This is a genomic window from Flavobacterium sp. W21_SRS_FM3 (assembly GCF_052113625.1).
GTDB lineage: Bacteria > Bacteroidota > Bacteroidia > Flavobacteriales > Flavobacteriaceae > Flavobacterium.
In genome coordinates, this window is the sequence record NZ_JBGQOD010000006.1 from 187,344 (window position 1) to 211,771 (window position 24,428).

Sequence of the window (24,428 nt, forward strand, 5' to 3'; positions counted from 1 at the left end):
AAATTTTTCAGCGCTACAATATGATTATAAATCTATTGCAGAGATAAAATAAACAATAAATGTTAAGCTTAAAGTATGACTTATAAAAAATTAAAATTTACCATAACTGTATTAATTTTCTGTACTAGTTTCTCATTTGGGCAAGTAAAGAACATTGGGTTACCTGATATTAGAAACTACAAAAGATCAGATTATAAAGGCGGCACACAAAACTGGGATATAGATCAAGACAAGTATGGTAATTTGTATTTTGCAAATAATAATGGTTTACTTCAATTTGATGGCTCCTCATGGAAAAAATACACTTTTCCAAACTCCACAGCTGTACGATCAGTAAAAATTGATAATGCTGGTAAAATATTTGTAGGTGGCTATAGTGAATTTGGCTATTTTGAAGCTAATGCCAACGGCAAACTCGAATATTTCTCATTGTCTAAATTAGTCAGTAAACAAAGCGTCATATTAATTGACTTTATATGGAAAATTCATATTCTAGAAAATGAAGTAATCTTTCAATCATTTGACAAAGCCTATATCTACAAAAACAAAAAGCTAACAATACTAAAGGCTCCAAATCGATTTCAATTTTCTTTTTTAATCGATAAAAAGCTTTACTTTCAAGATGCTTCATTAGGACTACTTCAATATAAAAACAATCAATTCATACCTTTAAGAGGTTCCCAAGTATTAAACAACACTGAGATCTGGGGTGTTTTCGCAATGCCAAATAATGATTTACTCATCAGTACACTAAGTAAAGGACTATATATTTATAATGAAGTAACAGGTACAACTCCTTGGAATTGTGAGGCTAATGATTTTATCAAGAAAAACAGCTCTTTAGGGGGAGCGTCTATAAAGGACACGTTTATAGTTCTTAATTCTGTCTTAGATGGAATGATCATTTGTGACTTAAACGGTAAAATAATCCAGCATATCAATCATAAAAAGGGTTTGCAAAATAACACTGTACTTACTTCATTTATAGATAACAAAAACAATCTGTGGTTAGGATTAGATAACGGAATTGCCTTTGTTAATGAAAGCTCACCTTTTACTTATTTTGGTTTTAGCTTTGACTTAAGTACTGTTTATGCCTCCATTATTTTTGATGAAAAATTATACGTAGCCACTAATCAAGGCGTTTTTTACCATAACTGGAATAAAACTATAAAGGAGGATGCCTTTACACTTGTCAAAGGAACTACTGGTCAAGCTTGGAATTTACAGGTTTTTGACAATCAGTTGCTATGTGCGCACAATAGAGGAACACTCCTTATACAAGGAGGAGCCGTGGTCAAAACATTAGACAATAAAGGTTATTTTGGTTTTAAAAAAGTTCCTAACCATCCCAATTATATTATAGGTTCCCATTACAACGGATTTTCAGTTTTTGAAAAAAATTCTAAAGGTTGGGAATTCAAAAACAGCATAGCAGGTTTTGAAAAATCAGCTAATACATTCGAAATTGACAGCGATAACCTTTGGCTAAAAAAGGACAACCTACTCTATAAAATGGCATTAGCGGATGACTTAAGAAGTTTTAAAGAAATAAAAAACTACAATCAATTATCAAGTAAATCAAAAGGAATAGGAAGCATACAACGGTTTAACCAAAATATTTATTTTCAATCTCAAAATCATTTTTATAAATATTCCCGTGAACAAGATCTTTTTTATGAAGACAAAACAACTAGCGCTTTATTTAAAAAAGTCCCCTCCATAAATTCATTAAGTGAAGATAACTTAGGCAACTTATGGTATACCTTTAACGAATCATTGGGGGTACTAATAAAAGATAAATTTGGAAAATACAAAAACTCTGTTGCACCTTTTGCTAATTTATCCGGTAATTTAGTAAATAATTACCTGTCTGTAAACACTGTGGACAATTCAAATATTTTCATCGGTTTAACGGATGGTCTAGCACATTACAACTCCACTTTGCTCAAAAATTTCATCAGTAAACCTACCGTATTTATTCGCAGCTTCTCTTATAATAAGGATACAATTATACAAGGCAACGGACAAGGAAAGTTCAAAGACTTTAATATTCCCTATTCGTCAAATGTGGTTCGTTTTACATTCTCTTCTCCCACATATGAAAATGTGGAAAATGTTCAATTTTCATATCAATTACAGGGTTTTGATGACAATTGGAGTAATTGGTCTACACTTTCCCTTAAAGAATATACCAATTTGAGAGAAGGAAATTATAAAATGAACCTTAAAGCAAGAAATAGCTACGGAATTCAGTCTGAAATAAATAGTGTCAACTTTACAGTTTTACCGCCTTGGTATAGGCATTTTTTAGCTTATCTGTTTTACATGCTCATGATCACAGCGGCGGTTATTTTCATTCGAAAAAGAATTAAAGTCAAAATTCGAAAAAACAAATATTATGAAACTATTGAACAAAGAAGGCTCTATTTAGAGAAAGAATCCAAAATAAGACAGGAACAATATGATCTTGAGAAAGAAATTGAAAAGTTGAAAAATGATAAACTTCAAATAAAAATACTAGCTAAAGACAAGGAACTCGTAAACAATTCATTACAGGTTGTAAAGAAAAACAAAATACTTAATGGTATTATTCATAAACTAAAAGACATTAATGTCGAATCATTAGATGATACAACAAAGTTTCAGTTTAATAAATTAAATAAAAGTATCACTAAGGAAGTAAATGCTGATAAGAGCTGGAAAGATCTAGAGAAACACATCAAAAATGTCCATTTTGACTTTTTAAAAAGACTAAAAGAAAAGTATCCTACTATTTCTCCAAGAGAATTAGATCTATCTACCTATCTATTAATGAATATGTCCACTAAAGAAATTGCAGAAATAATGAATATTTCCAATGGTGGTGTGGAACTAGCCCGTTACCGATTAAGAAAAAAATTAGAACTGAACAAAAAAGAAAACTTAATAGGTTTCTTAATGAGTATATAATAAAAAAGCATTCTCAGATGAGAATGCTTTTTTTTGTATTTTAAGCTATAAAATCTAATGTCCGTTCTAAAGCCATACCACGAGAACCTTTTATTAATAATGTACTGTTTCCAATAGTATGATTCTTAAAATCATTCGAAAATGATTCGAAAGAATTATAAAAATTAAAATGATCCTGATTCACTTTATTTGCATAAAATGTATTCCCTATAAAAAAGCATTTCACTTTATTTTCAGATATAAGAGATGTTATTAGATCTGAATGCTCTTTTTGACTTGCTTCTCCCAACTCAAACATATCTCCTAAAATTAGAATTTTGTTTGGTTTATCTAATTGCAAAAAGTTGGTGATAGCTACAGCCATACTGCTTGGATTAGCATTATAAGCATCTAGAATAATTTGATTTGAACCAATACTTAACAACTGCGATCTATTGTTAACAGGAACATATCCTTCTAAAGCCTCTTTAATTAAGGGCAACGGAACATTAAAGTGAGTTCCTATAGTTATAGCAGCACTTAGGTTATTCCCATTGTAAAGACCTATTAAATGCGACTCAATTAAGGTATCAGCATATTTTATAACTACGAATGGATTAGCAGTTACCTCATCAATAATAACATCTGCAGCTAACTTATTTACACCAAAACTAACTGTCTTAAGATGCTTGCTTCGTTCTACTTGAATAGGATCTTCCAGATTTACAAATGCTGTTTTATTGTTTTTTAAAAGATATTGATACATTTCACTTTTACCTTCTATAACTCCTTCCACACCACCAAAACCCTCTAAATGTGCTTTACCAAAATTAGTAATATAACCATAATCTGGTTGTGCTAATTCACATAAAAACTCTATTTCCTTTTTGTGATTGGCACCCATTTCTACAATCCCAATCTCCGTTGTAGCATTAAACGACAACAGCGTTAATGGCACACCAATATGATTATTTAAATTCCCTACAGTTGCTTTAGTACGGTATTTCTTTGCTAAAACTACCTGAATAAGTTCTTTGGTTGTGGTTTTACCATTACTACCCGTAAGCGCAATAATAGGTAGTTTTAGATAATTACGATGAAACTTAGCCAATTCCTGTAGGGCTATTAAACTGTTGTTAACAATTATAGTTCGTTCATCTATATAATAGTCTTCATTGTCAATTAAAACAAATGACGCCCCTTTCTCTAGTGCTTCAGCAGCAAAAGTATTGGCATCAAAATTATCTCCCTTAATAGCAACAAATAATGATTGGGATTCAATTTTACGAGTATCAATTGATACTGATTGGCATTTTAAAAATAAACTATGAATGTGACTGATCTCCATCTAAAAACCGATTTAAAAAAATAAAAGCCCTAATGAAAGGGCTTTTTATCTCTATTCTATATAAAAATTTTAATTTCTTGCTGATTTCTTTTTATCAGATTTTGGACCTACTCTAGACATTGCACATCTAAACCCAATATAATCCGTTGCCATATCTTGTGGAAAGTACCTTCTTTGTGCAGGATCCAACCAATATGCTCTATCTCTCCAAGAACCACCTTTATAAACCCTAACCATGTCGTTTACTAAAGTTGTTCTTTTACTAGACCTGTCATACTTTCTTACCATTCTCCCTAAACTATCTGTAGTCACATTATGCTTAGGAGAATTATACATTTTTTTAGTATCACTTTCTATATCTGAATCAGACTCTGATGCACCAAAGTTATAAAATTTAGAAGATTGTTTATCACCATCTCTATAATTGATATTATTACTCTTATCAAAGTTTTGTCTTAAGTAAGTTTCATTTTCATCAACGGGTACTTGTGCAATTTGACCAGGCAAACTTCTTACAATAATTTTTCCATTACTTAATGTATCCTTTTTCATTGTTTCTAAAGTAACAATTTCTACTTTTCCATCAGCACCAATCTTGTTTTTAGTATAACGGTTACCTCTAAAGTAATTGAAATCGTTAGCTTCATTATCAATAATAGGTCTGTAAACATCGGCAACCCATTCTGCTACGTTTCCAGCCATATCGTATAAACCAAAGTCATTAGCTGGATATTTTTTTACTTCATTAGTAATATCTGCCCCATCATCAGACCAACCTGCAATTCCACCGTAATCACCGTTTCCTTGTTTAAAGTTAGCCAATTGATCACCTTTGTTTTGTCTTTTCCCTGAACGAGTATAACTACCAGACCATGGGTATTTCTTTTGTCCTTTATAGATATTGTATTCTCTTTGCCCTACATCAGCTGCAGCAGCATATTCCCATTCCGCTTCAGTAGGTAGTCTGTATTCAGGTAATAAAATACCAGAAGTACGTTGAGCATAAACATTTTTAGGCTCAGCTGCAGCGCCATTTTTACCCGTTTTAGAACCTTTTTTACCTCCTTTTTGTAAAACTATATCCGCATTACCACCATAAGTTAATGTTGGCGCTTTCAAATAAGTTTCTGTACTAAAAGAGCTTTCAGCAGTTACTTCATCAGTCTTAGCATTTTTCTTTAAATAACCTTTCTTTTCAAGAATAGCCTCATTTACACGATCAGTTCTCCATTTGCTAAACTCAACTGCTTGAATCCAGTTAACTCCCACAACCGGGTAACTAGCATAAGCCGGATGTCTTAAGTAGTTATTAGTCATTGTTTCGTTATATCCTAAACGGTTTCTCCATACTAATGTATCAGGTGAAGCTCCTTCGTAGATATCTTGATATTCTTCTTCTGTTGGTGGAAAAACACTTTTTACCCAATCCAAATATTCTAGATACATGAAATTTGTAACCTCAGTTTCATCCATATAAAAGGACTGAACGTGCTGTTGCGTAGGAGTATTATTCCAGTCATGCATAACATCATCTTGTACTTTACCCATAGTAAAAGTACCACCTTCTACAAATACAAGACCAGGTCCTGCTTCTTGTTTCTTTGATGCTTTTTTACTACCTACATTCCATCCTGTAGCTCTTGATGCATTTTTTGAGCTAGATTTTTTACTACAACTAGCAAAACCTACAATCATCAGAAGAGACAACATCAATCGTAAGGCCATAATTTTGTTTACTTTCATACTCTTTTAAAGGTAATAATTTTTGGTGACGCAATATAATAATTAAGCATTAACTTGCAACACCGTTTTAAATAAATTTACATAGACGAACTATATAAAGCAAATTATACATTTCAAACGCAAATTTATACTATTTATTATTTATTTTTATACTAAATCATTTATTTTTACTCATTAAAGAATTCAAAAATAATCCTGTTAAACAAAAGAATGAGAAATTTACTACTGATTAATTTATTCCTCATTTCGCTTATTTCTTCTGCACAGATCAATGGTCATGCAACTATAAAATGGATTGAAAATACAGAAATGGCTTTGGGCGACCACGACATGATACTACCAAAATTTTCTGGCCCTGAATATCATTATGATGCTTCACAAAAACAAATAATTTATACTCTTAAACTCAGTAGTTCTGATTTAAAGAACAATGAGAATATCCAATTAACAAATATTAATTATGAAACTATTAGTATTAATCAAATTGGTGATTTAAATATAGAAAACATACCTGAAAATGCCAACCCAAAACTAGTAAACACCAACTCTAGAGGTCTTTTACAATCTTTCTTAATAATCGCCCCCATAATAAAGGACCATAGCGGTATTAAACGCGTTACATCATTCTCCTATAATATAGGTAATACTTCGACGTCTAAAGTAAGCTTAACAAAAAAGCTAGCCGGACCCGTTACAAATTCTGTTTTAGCAACTGGAAAATGGTTTCGCTTTTACATCGAAAAATCTGGAGTTTATAAAATTCCCAGGAGCTTCTTGCAGGATTTGGGCATGGATTTGAAAAACATCAATCCAAAAAAATTGAAAATTTATGGAAATGGAGGAAACATGCTTCCATTAGCTAACAATATGAATTATCCTGATGATTTAACAGAAAACGCCATTCAAGTCGTAGGTGAAGAAGATGACATTTTAGACGCGGGAGACTACATTTTATTTTATGGCGAAGGAGTTGACAACTGGAATCAAGAAAGTCAGACACATCTTAACTTATATGACAACAAATCTTACTACTATATCACCGTTTCAGGAGAGGATGGTAAGAGAATACTAAAGATGAATCAACCCACTGCTAGTAGCACGCTAAACCTAGATACATTTGATGACTATCAATACCATGAAATTGACCTAATTAACATTGCCCGCTTGGGCCGACAATGGTTTGGAGAATCTTTTGACTTCAATAAAGATCAAGAATTTGAATTCAACTTCCCCAACATAGATACAAGTGTCCCTATTAAAATAGCCACGACAGTTGCTTCAGCAGCATACACGCCAACATCGTTTCAGCTCTCAGCCAATGGACAAAATCTAGGAACTATCAACTTCCCTGCCATTAACACCACTTCTGACACTGAGTTTTATGTTCGCTCTTTACCAAACAACATTTCTTGTAGTGGAGCAGAAAGCACTAAAATAAAATTAAGCTACAATAATAACGGAGTTCCAGGCTCCAAAGGTTTCCTAGATTACATACAACTTACTGCCAAAAGAAGATTACAGGGTTATGGTAAACAATTCCGTTTTCAATACGATTTATCTAATACTAGTTTAGGAGTTGTAAATTATACTATAAGTAATGCTAGTAAAATTGCACAAATATGGGACATAACAGACATTTATAATGTAGCCACAATTAAAAACGAAAATCAAGATAGTTTTTCTTTTAAAGCTAATCTTGGCGAACTAAGAAAATATATTGCTATTGATGAAGCAGATTATTTCAGTCCCTTAAAAGAATCTAAATCTCTAATTAGCAATCAAAACATAAAAGGAAGCATCTTTAAAAATAAATCAGGAATTTTTGAAGACATTGATTATGTCATTATCTCGCCACAATCTTTAGTGTTACAAGCAGAAAAATTAGCTGATTTTCATCGCAACTACTCTAAACTAACTGTAAAGGTAATTAGTGCAGAAGCTATATATGAAGAGTTTTCTTCAGGAAAACAAGATATCGCTGCAATACGAAACTGCATAAAATACATTTATGACAACGCGTCATCATTTGAAAAAAAATTAAAATATGTCAACCTATTTGGTGACGCTTCTTACGACTACAAAAACAGAACCAACAACAACACCAATGTCATTCCTATTTATCATGCATTAAACAGTAACTCCACCGGTGAAGCTTCTTTTGCTTCCGATGATTTTTATGGCTTAATGGATACTAACGAAGGTAATATCATCTCTTACTTTGGAGGAATTGATATCGCCGTAGGTAGAATGCTTGTCAGTAATCCAAAGCAAGCAGAAGAAATGGTAAACAAGGTAATTGAATACCACGATGAAAAATCATACGGTAGTTGGCGAAATAATTTTGTAATGATTTGTGATGACTCTGATCAGACTTCTGATGCCAGTCTCCAAAGCAGACAAAACAACTTAGCAGACAATATCACTTTAAAAAAACCATTTTTTAACGTCAATAAAATTATTCTTGATTCTTACACTCAGGAGGCAGCCGCTGGCGGATTTAGATACCCAAAAGCCAGAAAAGACCTTTTTGATGCCTTTGAAAAAGGTGCTTTAGTCTTTAATTACTTAGGACATGGTGGAGAGGACGGCCTTTCTGGAGAAAGAATTTGGGAGAAATCAGATGGTCAAAACCTAAACAATCAATTTAAGTACCCATTATTCATCACATTGACTTGTGAGTTTTCTCGTTTTGACAACCCATCTCGTCCCACGGCAGGTGAATATACTTATTGGAATCCAAAAGGAGGAGCAATTGCAATGATTACAACTATTAGAGCTATAGGACAATACAGTGCTGAAAATTTTAATGATACTTTATCCGAAAACCTACTTTCCTTCGGTTCTAACGAATATACATCAATCGCTGAAGCTTTACGCCTTTCGAAAAACAGCAATCCTAACTCTTCGACAAATGTTGTTTTTTACATTGGAGATCCTGCCCTACACTTGGCTATTGCCAAACCAAAGATTCGCCTAACAAAAATTAACGACGTATCTGTAGACCAGCAAACGGATGCTTTCAAATCATTAGCCAAAATTAAGTTGACCGGTATAGTTACAGATGAGAATGATATTATATTAGAAAATTATAACGGCGAACTTTCATCTACTATATTTGACAAAAATATTTCAAGAACAACACTTAACAACGATGGAAATAGTAGCCCGATTACCTTTAAAACCCTAGGAGAAACTATTTTTAGAGGTAAAGCATCTATTAAAAATGGATTATTTGAGTTCTCCTTTGTAGTACCTAGAGACATCCGCATTCCTTTAGATAATGGAAAAATTAGTTTTTATGCTAAAAAGAATCTATCCTTAGAAGATCAGTCTGGTTTTGATACTACAATTAAAATAGGTGGAATAAATGAAAATGCAACTGAAGACAATATTAGCCCAAAAGTCAAGTTATATATGAATGATGAGACTTTTGTATCTGGCGGAATTACAAACAGTGCTCCATTTTTACTTGCCTTTCTAGAAGACGAGAACGGTATTAATACAGCTAGCGGTATAGGTCATGATATTACTGCTGTACTAGATGGAGACCAAAGCAATCCCTATATATTAAATGATTATTATCAAACGGAGCTTGATGATTATACAAAAGGAAGTTTGCGTTTCCCTTTGCGAAATTTAACGGTTGGATTACACACGATTACTTTTAAAGCTTGGGATGTTTACAATAATCCCATTATTACTGAAATTCAATTTATTGTTGTGGGTGATGAATCTATAACATTAAGCCATGTTTTGAATTATCCTAATCCGTTTGTAAATTATACTGAATTTTGGTTCACTCACAATAGGCCTTACGAACCGTTAACAGTACAAATTCAGGTAATGACAATTACAGGGAAAATTGTTTGGACAAAAAATCAAATAATTACAAATGAAGGTTTTCTTTCTAAAGAAATCACTTGGGATGGTAGAGATGATTTTGGCAACAAGATAGGGAAAGGAGTTTATGTTTATAAACTAACAGTCAAATCTACACTGACCAATAAAAAAGCTGAAAAGATTGAAAAACTTGTCATACTTTAATAAAATACTATATTTGTTTAATGAATTTTTATACTCAAATGAAAAAAATAATACTTAGCATTAGCTGCATTTTAGGACTGTCCTATGTTCACGCTCAAGAAAGAGTAATCACTACAGGAGTTCCTTTCCTAATGGTTTCAGCAGATGCAAGAGCCGCTGGTATGGCAGATCTGGGTGTTGCTACATCAGCAGATGCCTTTTCACAGCAATGGAATCCAGCAAAGTATGCTTTTTCTACAGATAAGCAAGGATTTTCTGTTAGTTACACGCCATATCTAACTGATTTAGCAAATGATATTTCACTAGGACAATTAACTTATTATGACAAAATAAGTGAAAGAAGTGCTTTTGCTGGTAGCGTTCGCTATTTTGGATTTGGAGATATAGAATTAAGACAAACAGGTGAACCAGACGAAAACTTCCCTACCGTTTCACCAAATGAGTTTGCTATAGATGGGTCTTATTCCTTAAAATTGAGTGAAAAATTCTCTATGGCCGTAGCTGGAAGATACATTCATTCTAATTTAAAAATTGCAAGCGACAATAATGACGCAACTTCTGCAAGTTCTTTTGCAATTGATGTCGCTGGTTTCTATCAGTCAGAAGAAATAGCCTACAATGAGTTTAACGGAAGATGGAGAGCTGGTTTTAATATACAAAATTTAGGACCAAAGATTAGTTACGATAACGATCAAATTAGCACCAATTTTATACCAGCAAATTTAAAGATAGGAACTGGTTTTGATTTTATCTTAGACGACTATAATAAAGTAGCAGTCAATCTTGAATTCAACAAACTTTTAGTTCCTACCCCTCAAAATCCGGATTTGAATGGAGATGGAACGATTACTGATGAAGAAAGAAATCAAAATAATGAAGATTACCGATCCATAGGTTGGGTATCTGGAGTTTTTAAATCTTTTGGAGATGCGCCTGACGGGTTAAGTGAGGAAGTAAAGGAAGTAACTTACGCAGTTGGTGCTGAATATTTGTACCAAGATTCTTTTGCTATGCGATTGGGTTACTTTAATGAAAGTGAATTAAAAGGAGCACGTAAATACTTTTCTTTAGGTGCTGGTTTCAAATATAATGTAGTAAAAGTGGATGTTTCTTATTTATTTTCGGCTTCGAAAGTAAAAAACCCTCTAGAAAACACCCTTCGTTTCTCATTAACTTTTAACTTTGGCGACAAATACGAAGTATATTAGTTTTAAATAAATTCTAAATTAAGAGTCCAAATTTTAGGTAAGCTGAAATTTGGATTTTTTTTCCTCTAATAAAATGAAAGAAATAAAAATAACCAGTGAATTTTTAGTTTATAATTCTTTGTCAGAATTACCAAACGACATACAAGGCTTAATGGAACAAGCCGTAGCCGTAAGAAAAAATGCCTATGCACCATATTCTAAATTCAGAGTAGGAACCGCATTATTATTAGATAATGGTAAAATTGTCTTAGGTTCAAACCAAGAAAATGCAGCTTACCCTTCAGGACTATGTGCTGAGCGTGTTGCAATTTATCAAGCAGGAGCCGTTTACCCAGAAGCTAAAATTTTAAAAATGGCAATTACTGCTGCATCTGATACTAATCAAACCACAACACCTATCCCCCCTTGTGGTTCTTGCAGACAATCTATAGCCGAATATGAAATACGTCAGGAAACACCTATCGAAATATATTTCATGGGAGAAATAGGTGATATCTATAAATCAGAATCACTAAAAAACTTGCTTCCTTTTATGTTTGACAAAAACTTTTTGTAAAAAAAATAAAAATTAGCTTTTTAATTTTACTCCTAACGTTGAATGTCTTATTTTTGCGATTCGCAAATTTGTGGGAGGAAACTATTTTGCGTATAGGTACTAATTGATTACACAATAAAAAGCTTTAGCAAAAAAAGAACAATTGAGATGAAAGAAGTTACAAAAGAGGTTTATTTAAAGTGGTACGAAGACATGCTGCTTTGGAGAAAGTTTGAAGACAAACTTGCAGCATTATACATTCAACAAAAAGTTAGAGGTTTTCTACACTTATATAATGGCCAAGAGGCTGTACTTGCTGGAGCATTGCACGCAATGGATTTGACAAAAGATAAGATGATAACCGCTTATAGAAATCACGTACAACCAATCGGAATGGGTGTTGACCCAAGAAGAGTAATGGCTGAACTTTTAGGAAAATCAACTGGTACTTCTAAAGGGATGGGTGGATCAATGCACATTTTCTCAAAAGAACACCGTTTTTATGGTGGACACGGTATTGTAGGTGGACAAATTCCTGTAGGAGCTGGATTAGCTTTTGCAGATAAATATTTTGAAACTGGTGGAGTTACTATGACCTATTTTGGTGATGGAGCTGCTAGACAAGGTTCTCTTCACGAAGCATTTAACATGGCAATGTTATGGAAATTACCTGTAGTTTTTATTGTTGAAAACAACGGATATGCGATGGGAACATCTGTAGAAAGAACTGCAAATCACACGGACATTTGGAAATTAGGTTTAGGGTACGAAATGCCTTGTGGACCAGTCGACGGAATGAATCCAGTAAAGGTTGCTGAAGCTATGACAGAAGCTATTGAAAGAGCACGTCGTGGTGATGGACCAACATTCTTAGAAATGAAAACATACCGATACAGAGGTCACTCTATGTCTGATGCACAACTATACCGTTCTAAGGAAGAAGTAGAAGAATACAAAAAAATTGACCCTATTACTCAGGTTTTAGATTTAATTAAAGATCAAAAATACGCTACAGAAGAAGAAATTGACGCTATTGACCAAAGGGTTAAAGCTTTAGTACAAGAATGTGTTGATTTTGCTGAAGAATCTCCATATCCAGAGGTACAGCAATTGTACGACGTAGTATACGAACAAGAAGATTATCCATTTTTACCTCATAAACTATAATCAATTATGGCAACAGTTATAAAAATGCCTCGTTTGAGCGATACAATGACGGAAGGAACGGTAGCGACTTGGCTTAAAAAAGTAGGAGACAAAATTAGCGAAGGTGATATCCTTGCTGAAATTGAAACAGACAAAGCAACAATGGAATTTGAGTCCTTTAATGAAGGTACTTTATTACATATTGGTATTCCTGAAGGAGAAACTGCAGCAGTAGATTCACTTTTAGCAATAATAGGAGAAGATGGGGAAGATATTTCAGCATTAATTGCGGGAGGATCAGCTGCTACTGAAACTCCAAAAGAAACAGCTTCAGAGGAAACTGTAACTAAAGATACTAAAAAAGAAGAAACTGCTACTACTGCTACACTTCCAGAAGGAGTTGTAGTTGTGACTATGCCTCGATTAAGTGATACGATGACCGAAGGTACAGTAGCCACCTGGTTGAAAAAAGTAGGAGACAAAATCAGTGAAGGGGACATCCTTGCTGAAATTGAAACTGATAAAGCAACAATGGAATTTGAGTCTTTCAACGAAGGCACTCTATTATACATAGGAATCGAAGAAGGTAGTGCGGCACCAATTGACAGTTTACTAGCAATTATAGGTCCTGCAGGAACTGACGTTTCTGGAATAGCGGCTAACTTTAAAGTAGGCGCTAAACCAACTTCGGCTCAAAATAGTTCTGAATCTGAAGAAACAAAAACAGCACCAACTGAAGAGAAACAAGCACTTACCCAAGAAGAGGCTACTGATGGAAAAAGAATTTTAGCTTCGCCACTTGCAAAGAAGATTGCTAGCGATAAAGGAATTCAACTAAATCAAGTTAAGGGTTCTGGAGAAAACGGAAGAATTGTAAAAAGTGATATTGAAAATTTCACTCCTGCAACTGCAACTAGTGCACCTGCACCTGCAGCAGCAGCAACTCCTTCAACTGCAAAAACTGAAACTGCAGCTGCTCCTAAAGTATTTATTCCTGCTGGAGAAGTATACACTGAAGAAATCAAGAATTCGCAAATGCGAAAAATTATTGCAAAGCGTCTAGCTGAATCTTTATTCACTGCACCTCACTATAACTTGAGTATTGAAGTTACAATGGATGATGCAATGAAATCTAGAACAATAATTAACAGCGTTCCAGATACAAAAGTATCATTTAATGATATGGTAATCAAAGCTTGTGCTATGGCACTTAAAAAGCACCCAAAAATCAATTCACAATGGAAAGAAGACGCCATTACAATCAATCACCATGTTAATATTGGTGTAGCTGTAGCGGTTGAAGATGGATTAGTAGTTCCTGTATTGAAATTTACAGACGCTATGAGTTTATCTCAAATTGGTGGAAGTGTTAGAGATCTTGCAGGTAGAGCTAAAAACAAGAAACTGTTACCAACTGAAATGGAAGGAAGCACTTTTACTGTTTCAAATTTAGGAATGTTCGGTATTGTTGAATTTAACTCAATAATTAACCAACCTAATTCTGCTATATTATCTGTTGGAGCAATAGTTGAAAAACCAGTGGTGAAAAACGGACAAATTGTTGTTGGAAACACCATGATGTTATCATTAGCATGTGACCATAGAACAATAGACGGAGCGACAGGAGCTCAGTTTTTACAAACATTAAAACAGTATATTGAAAACCCAGTAACGATGCTGGCATAATCAATATCTTCTATATGGAAAACCGGTTTTGAAATTTCAAAACCGGTTTTTTTATGCTCTATTTTTAGCTTCAATCCAGCGGGACATATACTTAGAGCTATTTAAAGTATGGTGCTGCAGCATCGAACCCATAAAATTAAAAACACGGTGTTCAGCCAGGTTTTGCTGTAAATGAATTAAATGCGCCATGAATTGCGGCGTTAACTTTTCCCTTAAATAACGTTGATTGATAATTACAACACCATTTTCCTGCGCCTGAAGCCAAAGCGCCTTATTATGATATAATTCTACTGCATTATCTGCAAAAGCAACTGCACCATCTACTATAAATCCATTCCAAGCTAAATCGCCATGCATGGATTCTGCACCAATTAAAGTTGTTACACTAGGAGTGCCACACTGCATTGCTTCGACTAATTTGCCTTTTTGACCTGCTCCAAAGCGTAAAGGCGCAAGAACAACTCTAGCATTGTGAACTACTTCACTAGCATTTTCAGCTCGTCCCTGAATTAAAAAACCGGTTTTGACATCATGTAACTGTAGAACTTTGGGAGAAGGATAAGCACCGTACACTGATAAAACTGCAGTAGGCATTTGCTTTCGAATAAGTGGCCACAAAGTTTCCTTTAGATATTGAACAGCATCCCAATTAGGTTCATGCAAAAAATTTCCAATAAAAACGAAACCACTCCTGTTGTCAAAACTAGGAAGCGCCATGATGCTTTCAATTGAAACTGATTCTAATTGAAATGGCAAGTAGTACAGCAAACTGCTATCCACTTTAAATAGATTTGTCAACAAATGCATTTCATATTCAGAAATGATTAAGGAGAGATCGCATCGTAGAATACTAGCAATCTCCCTTTTGGCTACTGCCTCTGACAACAAATCAGTCATTTTAAAGACAGTATTCTTCTTAAATGCATTCTGCCTAGCGAGTCGCAAACAATGCAAATCCTCAGTATCTAATAAACGTAATGCATTAGGACAATTATCTGCAACTCGCCATCCAAATTGTTCTTCCATCATAAAACGATCAAACAACACAATTTCAGGACTTAACTCTCTAATATAGTGGTCAAAAGTTTCACTATTTAATAAAATTGATTTTTTCTCAATATTATATTCTTCTAAATTAATCATGAAGTCGCTATCCATGGCGGGACTTGCAAATACAACCGAATATCCTTCTTTTTGAAAAGCTGCCATTAACTGCATCATTCGTCCCCCTGCTGCAGAAGAATTTGGTTCCGGCCAAACTGTACCAATAACTAAAAGTTTTTTCAATTGCTGTAACGTTAAATTAATTAGCTGCAAAATAATGGTATTTTTATGGCAAAACCATGATGTTCACTTTATTTCAGAAAGAAAAGAGTAATTTTGCACTACTAAAAAAGAATAATACTATGTTAGGATTAAAATTAGCCACAGACCCAAGATGGGTAAATATAGTCGAATCAAATATTGAGGAAATCTTGACTGACCATGCTTGGTGCGAACAAAAAGCAGCGTCTAATGCGATAAGCCTAATCACACAGAACTCAGAAAAAGAAGAATTAGTTACGGAACTAATGATTATAGCTAAAGAAGAAATTGAACATTTTAAATTGGTTCACGATCTAATCAAAGAACGTGGACTTACATTTGGTCGCGAACGCAAAGACAGCTACGTTAATGAACTTTTTAAATTTTTGAAAAAAGACGGAAGTCGAAATGATGCCTTATGCGAGCGATTACTGTTTTCGGCAATGATTGAAGCTCGAAGCTGTGAAAGATTTAAAGTGCTATCTGAAAATATAAAAGACCCCGAATTAGCCAAATTCTATAGAGATTTGATGATAAGCGAAGCAGGTCATTATACTACTTTTTTAGGTTTTGCAAAGAAATATGCTGATAACATTGACGTTGACAAACGTTGGAAAGAATGGATTGAATTTGAAACCTCTATCATAGTAAAATATGGTAAAAACGAAACGGTTCACGGTTAATAGATCATCTTCTTACAACTTACCTAAAATATTTGGGTTAACAGAATAAAAAAAAGAGCACTTAAAGTGCTCTTTTTTTATAAAGTTTATTTCTTTACAATTAAAAATTCAGATCGCCTATTTAAAGCATGTTCCTCTTCGGTACACTTAGGGTTACAATTTACTTTTAGCTCAGATTCCCCAAATCCTTTACCCGAAATCTGGTCTTCATTTATTCCTTTCGAAATTATATAGGCAACAGTTGCATTAGCTCTTCTTTCTGAAAGATCCATATTATAATCGTCCTTCCCTCTTATATCAGTATGTGACTTAACAAAGATAACTAAATCCTTATTTTGAGATAATACATATGCTAACTTATCAAGTTCTTCCGCAGCTTGTTTTGTTATACCACTTCTATTATTTTCGAAATAAATATCTTTCAATATTATTTCAGTTTCAGTTACTACAACATCTACGGGCTCGAGTTTAGCTACTACTTTAAATGTATCACCATTAATAACGGTTACTGGAAACGATTGTGATACAAAACCATCTTTATTTACTTCTACTAGATAGGTTAAATTATTCTTAGCGCTATAGGTGACCAAACCTTTATCAGTTGTCAACTGTTTATCTACGATGTTGCTATCATTAGCTGATATAGTTATTCTGGCATTCGACAAAGGAGCGTCAGTATCTGCATTAGTAACAATGGCATTGATAATCCCATTAGGCACTACTGGAATGGCACCGTATATTTGGTCTCTTCCATCGCGATTGCTAGACACATAGCCTAATGTATTCTTTTTGTTAAAGGTAAAAGCAAAATCATCTTTTTCAGAGTTCACAGGTTTCCCTAAGTTGTTTGCTGTTCCATTGTTACTTAAATCAATTGAAAACACATCATAACCCCCTAAACCAGTAAGTCCTTTGGACGAGAAATATAAAAGTCCATCTGTAGCAATAAAAGGAAAACTTTCATCTTCGCTTGTATTAACTTTACTCCCTAGATTTTCTGGAGGACCATAACTTCCATCAGGATAAACTGCCACTTTCCAAATATCCAAACCACCTAAAGTACCAGGCATATTAGATGAAAAATATAGTGTGCTTCCGTCACTTGATATAGATGGATTACTAACAGAATAGCTACTACTATTTAATGGTAAGGGTGTAATATCTACCCAGCTTCCATTATCATTTCTTGCTTTATATAAATTGACTTGACCGTATTTGATCTTCTTTTCACTGTTTTTGGTAAATAATTTATCATTAAAACTTTCACTTGAAAAAAACAAAGTTTTACCATCTTGAGTCATAGTCAACGGCCCTTCGTGGTACATGGAATTTAAATCAGAAACCAGCGTAGGCTCAGAGTAAGAAGCTTCCTTTTCGTTATAGCTGGATTGATATAAATCTAAATAAGGTTCACTGTTCCAACCGTCAATTTTTCTACTCTCATTCCTTGAACTAGCAAAATAAAGTGTACCGTTGTATTGAATAGCACCAAAGTCCGATTTCTCAGAATTAATCTTTAATTTATTTAAATCAAATAACTTTTCTTTACTTGATATTCTACTTAAATAATCTGGATTTCTTGCAAATTCCTTGGCTCTTGGATCATTGGGAAGCATTGAAGCAAAGACTTTCATCTGTTTGTCTGACTCAGCATATTTACCATTGGATTTTAATAATTGTGCATATCTGTAATTTGTTTCAGCATCTTGTTGCGTAAGCAACGCTTGAGCGTACCACTTTTCAGCTTCAGAAGTTTTATTCATATTATAATAACTTTCACCTAACTGCATAAAAATGTAACTGTCAGCAATTCCGCTATCAACTAATGCCTTATAAGCTTCTGCAGCTTTAGCATATTCATATCGCTCAAATAATTTGTCGGCTGCAATAGTTTGTTTGTTTTGTGCCAAAATAGTCATACTACTAAGAACCAAAAACAATATTGTTGTATATTTTTTCATCAATTAAAATTTTATATTAGAAAAATCTAGGAGAACGTGACGCCTTTTTTGGAGTAAATAAATCATATAAAATCATAAACTCATGAGAGGCAGAAGTTGCAATTTTTAAATCAGAAACTACATGATCATAAGCATATCCAATTCTTAGTTCTGGAGTAACTGCAAAATTTAACATTGCCCCAAAACTATCTTCTAATCTATAAGTGGCACCAAGTTCAATTTTTTCCATATATAAAAAGTTAGCAGACAGGTCTAACGAAGGAGAAACATTGAGCGCTGACTTTAACATAAATGAAGGTTTGAACTTTAAATCATAATTTAAATCAAAGACATATCCTCCAGTCAGAAAGTAATGAGAAACATCAGAACCATATTCTCTACCGTTATAATCTAAATGTGCTGACTTCATCATATTAGGAATGGAAAGCGCTACATAGTATTTATCTGTGTAGTAGAATGCTCCAGCACCTAAATTCAAAGAAGCATCATTTATATCTTCTCCAAAAATCCCCTCTGATGGATCTGGTAAAGTTGATTGTATGTCTCTAAGTCCTACTTTATGAAATGACACCCCAGCCTTTAGTCCTAATGCAAGTTTATGTGTATCGTTCAGCTTTAAAGTATAAGAGAAATCGCCATATACATTTTGCTCCGTAACAGGCCCTATTTTATCTGAAATAAACGACAATCCTAAACCTACATTGTTAGCTGTTGGAGTATGTCCTGAGAAAGTAAAAGAGGTCGGTGCATCTTCAATATTAACCCATTGTTTTCTATATAAAACCCCAAAAGACGCATTATCTTTTGAACCAGCATACGCTGGATTAATAACATTCATATTGTACATATATTGAGTATAATGTGGGTTTTGTTGTGCCACTACTTCAACATAAGAAATAAGAACTAAAAAGGAAACCAATAATATTTTGTTCATATCTATTTGTTTTATCTATTATTGATTTAAAAACCAATATCTATATTTTTTAAATAACTATTTTTCTCTGATTAGATAAATCCAACCTGTTTTTGCTTTAGCATTATTAAATTCTATTACATAATAATACGTAGCACTTGGAAGTTCTTCTCCTTTATCTGATTGCCCTTTCCATTGATTAGTATAATTAGCTTTACTGTAAACCTTAATACCATATCTATCAAAAACTTCAAGCTTTTTAACATCTAATAAAGACAAATCAAAAGATTCATTCATTCCGTTTCCATCAGGAGAAATTCCCCTTTGAATATTACAGTAAATAGATTCAACTGCTACACTATTTGTAGTTTCACATCCTGTAGCGGCATTACTAATTGTTAAAGTATACGTTAATGGGAAAATCGTACTATTTCCATTATTACCAATTAAATCTGAAACATTTAATGTATTCGAATTGGTCCCTACAGTTCCCCCAGAATTATTTTTCCAAACATAAACCACATTATTTGTGTCATAGGAATTCTGCAGTGCATTAGCAGTTAATACATATTCTTTATCATTACAGTCACCTACAATTTCAAATTGAATAGGGGCTGGAACAGGATTTATAATTAGGACTGTACCCATTACTTCACAACTAGTATTATTTTTAAATCGAACACTTGGAGTGTAATTACCAGGTGTCAGATTACTAAAAACTGGGCTATCCTGAAATCCTTTACCAATGTTATACTCTACTCCTATCTGAGAGGCTAGCGTTATAATTCCTGATGGTGTAACACAACTTGGATGAACTAAACTCATTACTGTTGGCTTCAACGGCACTGCAGTAATTGTCAATGTAACTTTTGTTCTGTTAACACTTAAGCAACTACCTACTGAAGATTCTGCGTAATATATTTTAGTTCCTACACCAACTAATGTTGGGTTAGCCACTGCAGTACCACCTACCGCACTAGTATACCAAGTAATTGTTCCTGTAGCTGTTGTCGCTGTAGCAGTTAATGTCTGTGTGGTTGTTCCATCAGAACAAACTGTTTGATCAGCTGCTACAGGATTTGGCACTACTCCCACTATAGTTAAATTTACTGCAGTACGTGTCAAACTTGAACATATTCCATTAGACGACTCCGCGTAATAAGTTATAGTTCCTACAGCGTTTAATGTAGGATTAACAACTATATTTCCTCCGGTGGCTGCAGTATACCATACTAAAGTTTCGGCAGCGCCTACAGTAGCTGTTGCAGTTAATGTTTGTAATGGAGTTTGAACACATTCTGTTTTATCTCCACCACTTACTGGAGCAGTAGGAGACTTATTAATAGTTAGTTTCACTGCAGTTCGTGTAGTGCTTACACAAGCTGTAGCATCATTTACTGTTTGTGCGTAATAAGTTTTAGTACCAACTGAGTTTAAAATAGGATTAGTAACAATTGCACCACCCGTCATGGCATCATACCAAACTACTGACTCCCCAGCTCCTACTGTTGCAGTTGCTGTAAGTGTTTGTATAGGCGATTGTGCACATTCCGTTTTATCCCCACCACTAACAGGTTTCACAGGATTTGGGTTTATTGTAAGAGTTACAGCAGTTCGCGAATCGCTTAAACAAGTTGTAGCATTATTAGTTGTTTGTGCATAATAAGTAATCGTATCAATAGTATTTAACGTTGGGTTAGTTACTACACTTCCTCCAGTAGCAGCAGTGTACCAGATTACAGACTCTCCAGAAGCTACTGTAGCCGTTGCAGTCAAAGTTTGTAATGGTGATGCAGCACATTGTGTTTGGTTACCGCCACTTACAGGATTAATCGGTTTTGGATTCAAAGTCAAAGTAACAGCTGTGCGATTACTGCTAATACATCCAGCAGCATCGTTTACAGTTTGAGCATAATAGGTAATTGTTCCTAATGAATTTAAGATAGGATTTGCAACGACAGTACCTCCTGTACTAGCATCATACCATACAACCGTTTCTCCTGTTCCAACTGTAGCAGTAGCCGTTAAGGTTTGAATTGGTGATAATGCGCATTCTACCTTGTCCCCTCCACTAACTGGCCTTGCAGGACTAGGAAGAATTGTTAAGGTCACAGCTGTACGAGAATCACTAGAGCAAGCAGTAGCATTATTAGATGCTTGAGCATAGTAGGTTCTAGTCCCTACTGTGTTCAATATAGGGTTTGCAACAACACTTCCGCCAGTAGGAGCATTATACCACACTACTGACTCAGCTGTTAGTACAGTTGCAGTAGCAGTTAATGTTTGAACTGGTGACATTACGCATTCTGTTTTATCACCACCACTTATTGGGTTAACCGCTTTCGGATTAATTGTTAATGTTACCGCAGTACGACCAGCGCTTTTACAAACAGTTACTGAATTTTCTGCTTGAGCATAGTATGTGATAGTACCTACAGTATTTAAAATTGGATTTGTAACGATATTCCCTGCCGTTGCCGCATCATACCATACTATTGTTTGTCCTGCTCCAGCAGTCGCGGTAGCAGTTAGTGTTTGAATTGGAGTTTGTTCACAAACAATCTGATCTCCTCCGCTTATCGGACTAATAGGAGGAGGAGGAATGTTATTGATTATTGTAGCAAATGATGAACTTGACTCACAAGTGGTATCTCCAATGTTTCGAACATACAAAGTATAACTATTTGGAGCTAACCCACTAAAAACATTTGATGTCTGATAAGTCGTCCCATCTAAACTGTACTCTACCGCCGTTTGTGAAGTAATACTAATTGTTCCTGACTGCAATTCACAAGTTGGCTGAACCACACTCTCGCTGGTTGGTAATAAAGGTGGTGTAGGTACAGCATTAATTGTTACTGCAGACTCTGATACATTAGGACAAGAACCATCAATTGATTTCCTTGTATATAATGTATAATTATTTGGAGTTAAATTAGAAAAGACATTAGAACTTCGATAATTTACTCCATCTATACTATATTCTGCTCCATTTTGCTCTCCTATAGTAATGGTCCCTGAAGTAACAGAACAAGTAGGCTGTACTACACTCGATGCGATAGGTTTCACATAAAAGTTCATAGTAAAATAAGCATTTGTATAGCATGGCGTTAATGCAGCAGACGAAAATACTACAGGATTAGGATCCTTTGAATTATAATCCACTGCTACATTACCGTATTCACTATTACTTGCAATTTCAGGACTTAAAAAAGAATTGGTTACACTAAAATTGCTATCATCAGCCTGCATTGTAAATCCAAAAAACTTAATATCACCTGTAGTATAACCAAGAAGTGATTTCAATATTTCCACTTCAAAACCTAAATTATAATCTGTTGTACCTGAATTAGCAGTATTAACTCCAAAAGTAGCTGTAGGGTTTCCCTGACTTGCACTGCCAAGTGAAGTGCGAATAGATTCTCCAGTTTTTAATTCAATGATGTCTGCAAAATAATTAATGGCATTGGCATCTGTTGAAATTACCAAGCAATAATCAGCTTGGAAGTAAGAATCAAAAGTACTAGGATTGTTATTAAAATAATTAAAAGCTTTTGCATTTGAAGATCCAATAACATCACCAAAATTTGAAACATTAAAGCCTCCTGTTTTTGAATCCAAAAACAATAATAAACTTTTATCTTTAGTAATTTTACCTGATATCCCAATGACAATTTTATCTTCTTCAGGACTTACTTTTAAACCATTAATATAAGCTGAAGCGGCATTGCTTGATAATGGTGCTGAAAGCACATTGTCTTCTAATGGACCTGTACCCCAAGCAAATTCAGCTGTAGACCCATCAATAGTTTTGTTATATCGTGTACGTACACTAACTGTCTGTCCATCGGATAAAGTACTTGTCGTATAAGTTCTACTTGCTGACATTGCTTGTACAACCACTCCTTCTACAGAAAACTCAAATAAATCTCCTCCTCCATTTGCTGTAAATGTCACAGCTGTTCCCAAGCATAGCAATTCAGTACCACTATTATTTGGTGATGCAGTCAACGTTACTTGAGGGGGCGACAAATAAACGGAAGCCACCACAGGAACACGAATACTTACATCGTTAGTAGATTGTGACCTACTTCTAACGTAGAAGGTTTTAGTAGTTTTTATACTAGGACTATATACATAACCCGTGTATAAGGGACTTGTTGAATTTTGACTAGCGAACCATTCAATAATCTCATCAGAACTGGCCCCATTAGCATAAACATTTACTTGAACAAAATTCACACCATCTCCACAAGAACTACCTGCTATAGTGGTAGGAGGACTTAATGTAGCATATGACTTGGTTGTAGCAACTGACTTATTTAATTTTTTTACAGGATCAATTGCAGTAGGAATAATTGATCTGTGAGCAATAAAACTAAGGGGATTCACATTTTTTTCTCTACTACCAGCTTTAATAACAGGAGTGTAAAACGAAAAAAACAATAAAAATAAAAGTAATTTATTTTTCATAGAATAAATTTTGTTGTTAATATGTTTTGTTAACGTATCGTGATTTGGGAAATAAATTAACGTAATAAAAGTATGTTATTATTTTGATACCTCAAATAATTTTTTAATATATAATTAACAATTAAAGCGAATTAGTTAATAAATAGTAAAAAAATAACCCTATTTAAAAAAACTTCGTAAGTTGTCTAGTCCTGAAAAAGTGATACAGGATTAATATAAAACAAAAACCCCTATCCGACTGGATAGGGGTTTTAGAATCTAAAACAAGTTCAGATTAAAGAAAGTCGACGATCCGAGCGCGTGAGCTCGTGGTTCTAGTAAAAAAAAGAACCCCAGTCTTTTCAGACTGGGGTTTTAGAATCTGAAACTAGTTCTGATTAAAGAAAGGCGACGACATACTCTCCCACATAACTGCAGTACCATCTGCGCAGGCGGGCTTAACTACTCTGTTC

General features: G+C 34.2%; 13 protein-coding genes. 7 read left to right on the plus strand and 6 right to left on the minus strand.

Annotated features, from left to right (window positions below; genetic code table 11):
* Positions 1–75: 75 nt before the first annotated feature.
* Positions 76–2,952: a triple tyrosine motif-containing protein gene (locus ACEN2K_RS11085; protein WP_441759386.1), complete on the plus strand. Its 2,877-nt coding sequence runs from the start codon at positions 76–78 to the stop codon at positions 2,950–2,952.
* Positions 2,953–2,992: 40 nt separating this feature from the next.
* Here ACEN2K_RS11085 and ACEN2K_RS11090 read toward each other — a convergent pair whose 3' ends face one another.
* The gene (locus ACEN2K_RS11090; RefSeq protein ID WP_441759387.1) at positions 2,993–4,279 is read right to left on the minus strand and encodes a UDP-N-acetylmuramoyl-tripeptide--D-alanyl-D-alanine ligase; all 1,287 of its coding nucleotides are present in this window, start codon (positions 4,277–4,279) and stop codon (positions 2,993–2,995) included.
* A 69-nt stretch (positions 4,280–4,348) separates the two neighbouring features.
* Positions 4,349–6,022 (minus strand): gliding motility lipoprotein GldJ, encoded by a 1,674-nt coding sequence (gene gldJ / locus ACEN2K_RS11095; RefSeq protein ID WP_441759388.1) that lies wholly within the window; start codon positions 6,020–6,022, stop codon positions 4,349–4,351.
* Positions 6,023–6,232: 210 nt separating this feature from the next.
* On the opposite strand from gldJ, the gene porU reads away from it, so the two are divergent.
* The 5 genes from porU to ACEN2K_RS11120 all read left to right on the plus strand — a co-directional run bounded on the left by porU (position 6,233) and on the right by ACEN2K_RS11120 (position 14,641).
* Positions 6,233–10,066: a type IX secretion system sortase PorU gene (gene porU / locus ACEN2K_RS11100; protein ID WP_441759389.1), complete on the plus strand. Its 3,834-nt coding sequence runs from the start codon at positions 6,233–6,235 to the stop codon at positions 10,064–10,066.
* A gap of 38 nt (positions 10,067–10,104) precedes the next feature.
* A complete protein-coding gene (gene porV / locus ACEN2K_RS11105) occupies positions 10,105–11,274 on the plus strand; it encodes a type IX secretion system outer membrane channel protein PorV (protein WP_441759390.1) in 1,170 nt (389 codons plus the stop codon).
* Positions 11,275–11,347: 73 nt separating this feature from the next.
* Positions 11,348–11,830, plus strand: coding sequence for a cytidine deaminase (locus ACEN2K_RS11110; RefSeq protein WP_441759391.1), 483 nt, complete (start codon positions 11,348–11,350; stop codon positions 11,828–11,830).
* Between the two features lie 147 nt (positions 11,831–11,977).
* On the plus strand, positions 11,978–12,976 hold the full coding sequence (gene pdhA, locus ACEN2K_RS11115; protein WP_441759392.1) for a pyruvate dehydrogenase (acetyl-transferring) E1 component subunit alpha: 999 nt from the start codon (positions 11,978–11,980) through the stop codon (positions 12,974–12,976).
* A gap of 6 nt (positions 12,977–12,982) precedes the next feature.
* Complete coding sequence (locus tag ACEN2K_RS11120) at positions 12,983–14,641, plus strand: pyruvate dehydrogenase complex dihydrolipoamide acetyltransferase (protein WP_441759393.1); 1,659 nt, start codon at positions 12,983–12,985, stop codon at positions 14,639–14,641.
* Between the two features lie 51 nt (positions 14,642–14,692).
* Here the strand turns inward: ACEN2K_RS11120 and ACEN2K_RS11125 are convergent, their stop codons facing one another.
* On the minus strand, positions 14,693–15,928 hold the full coding sequence (locus ACEN2K_RS11125) for a glycosyltransferase (protein ID WP_441759394.1): 1,236 nt from the start codon (positions 15,926–15,928) through the stop codon (positions 14,693–14,695).
* 119 nt (positions 15,929–16,047) lie between these two features.
* Here ACEN2K_RS11125 and ACEN2K_RS11130 point away from each other — a divergent pair, with 119 nt between their 5' ends.
* On the plus strand, positions 16,048–16,629 hold the full coding sequence (locus tag ACEN2K_RS11130) for a tRNA-(ms[2]io[6]A)-hydroxylase (protein WP_441759395.1): 582 nt from the start codon (positions 16,048–16,050) through the stop codon (positions 16,627–16,629).
* 86 nt (positions 16,630–16,715) lie between these two features.
* On the opposite strand, the gene ACEN2K_RS11135 is transcribed toward ACEN2K_RS11130, so the two are convergent.
* Genes ACEN2K_RS11135 through ACEN2K_RS11145 form a run of 3 tightly spaced genes read right to left on the minus strand, consistent with a single transcriptional unit; the run spans position 16,716 to position 23,976 of the window.
* Complete coding sequence (locus tag ACEN2K_RS11135; RefSeq protein ID WP_441759396.1) at positions 16,716–18,590, minus strand: OmpA family protein; 1,875 nt, start codon at positions 18,588–18,590, stop codon at positions 16,716–16,718.
* A 16-nt stretch (positions 18,591–18,606) separates the two neighbouring features.
* Entirely contained in the window at positions 18,607–19,524 is a 918-nt protein-coding gene (locus tag ACEN2K_RS11140; protein WP_441759397.1) for a PorP/SprF family type IX secretion system membrane protein, read from the minus strand.
* Positions 19,525–19,581: 57 nt separating this feature from the next.
* Complete coding sequence (locus tag ACEN2K_RS11145) at positions 19,582–23,976, minus strand: gliding motility-associated C-terminal domain-containing protein (protein ID WP_441759398.1); 4,395 nt, start codon at positions 23,974–23,976, stop codon at positions 19,582–19,584.
* Positions 23,977–24,428: the final 452 nt, after the last annotated feature.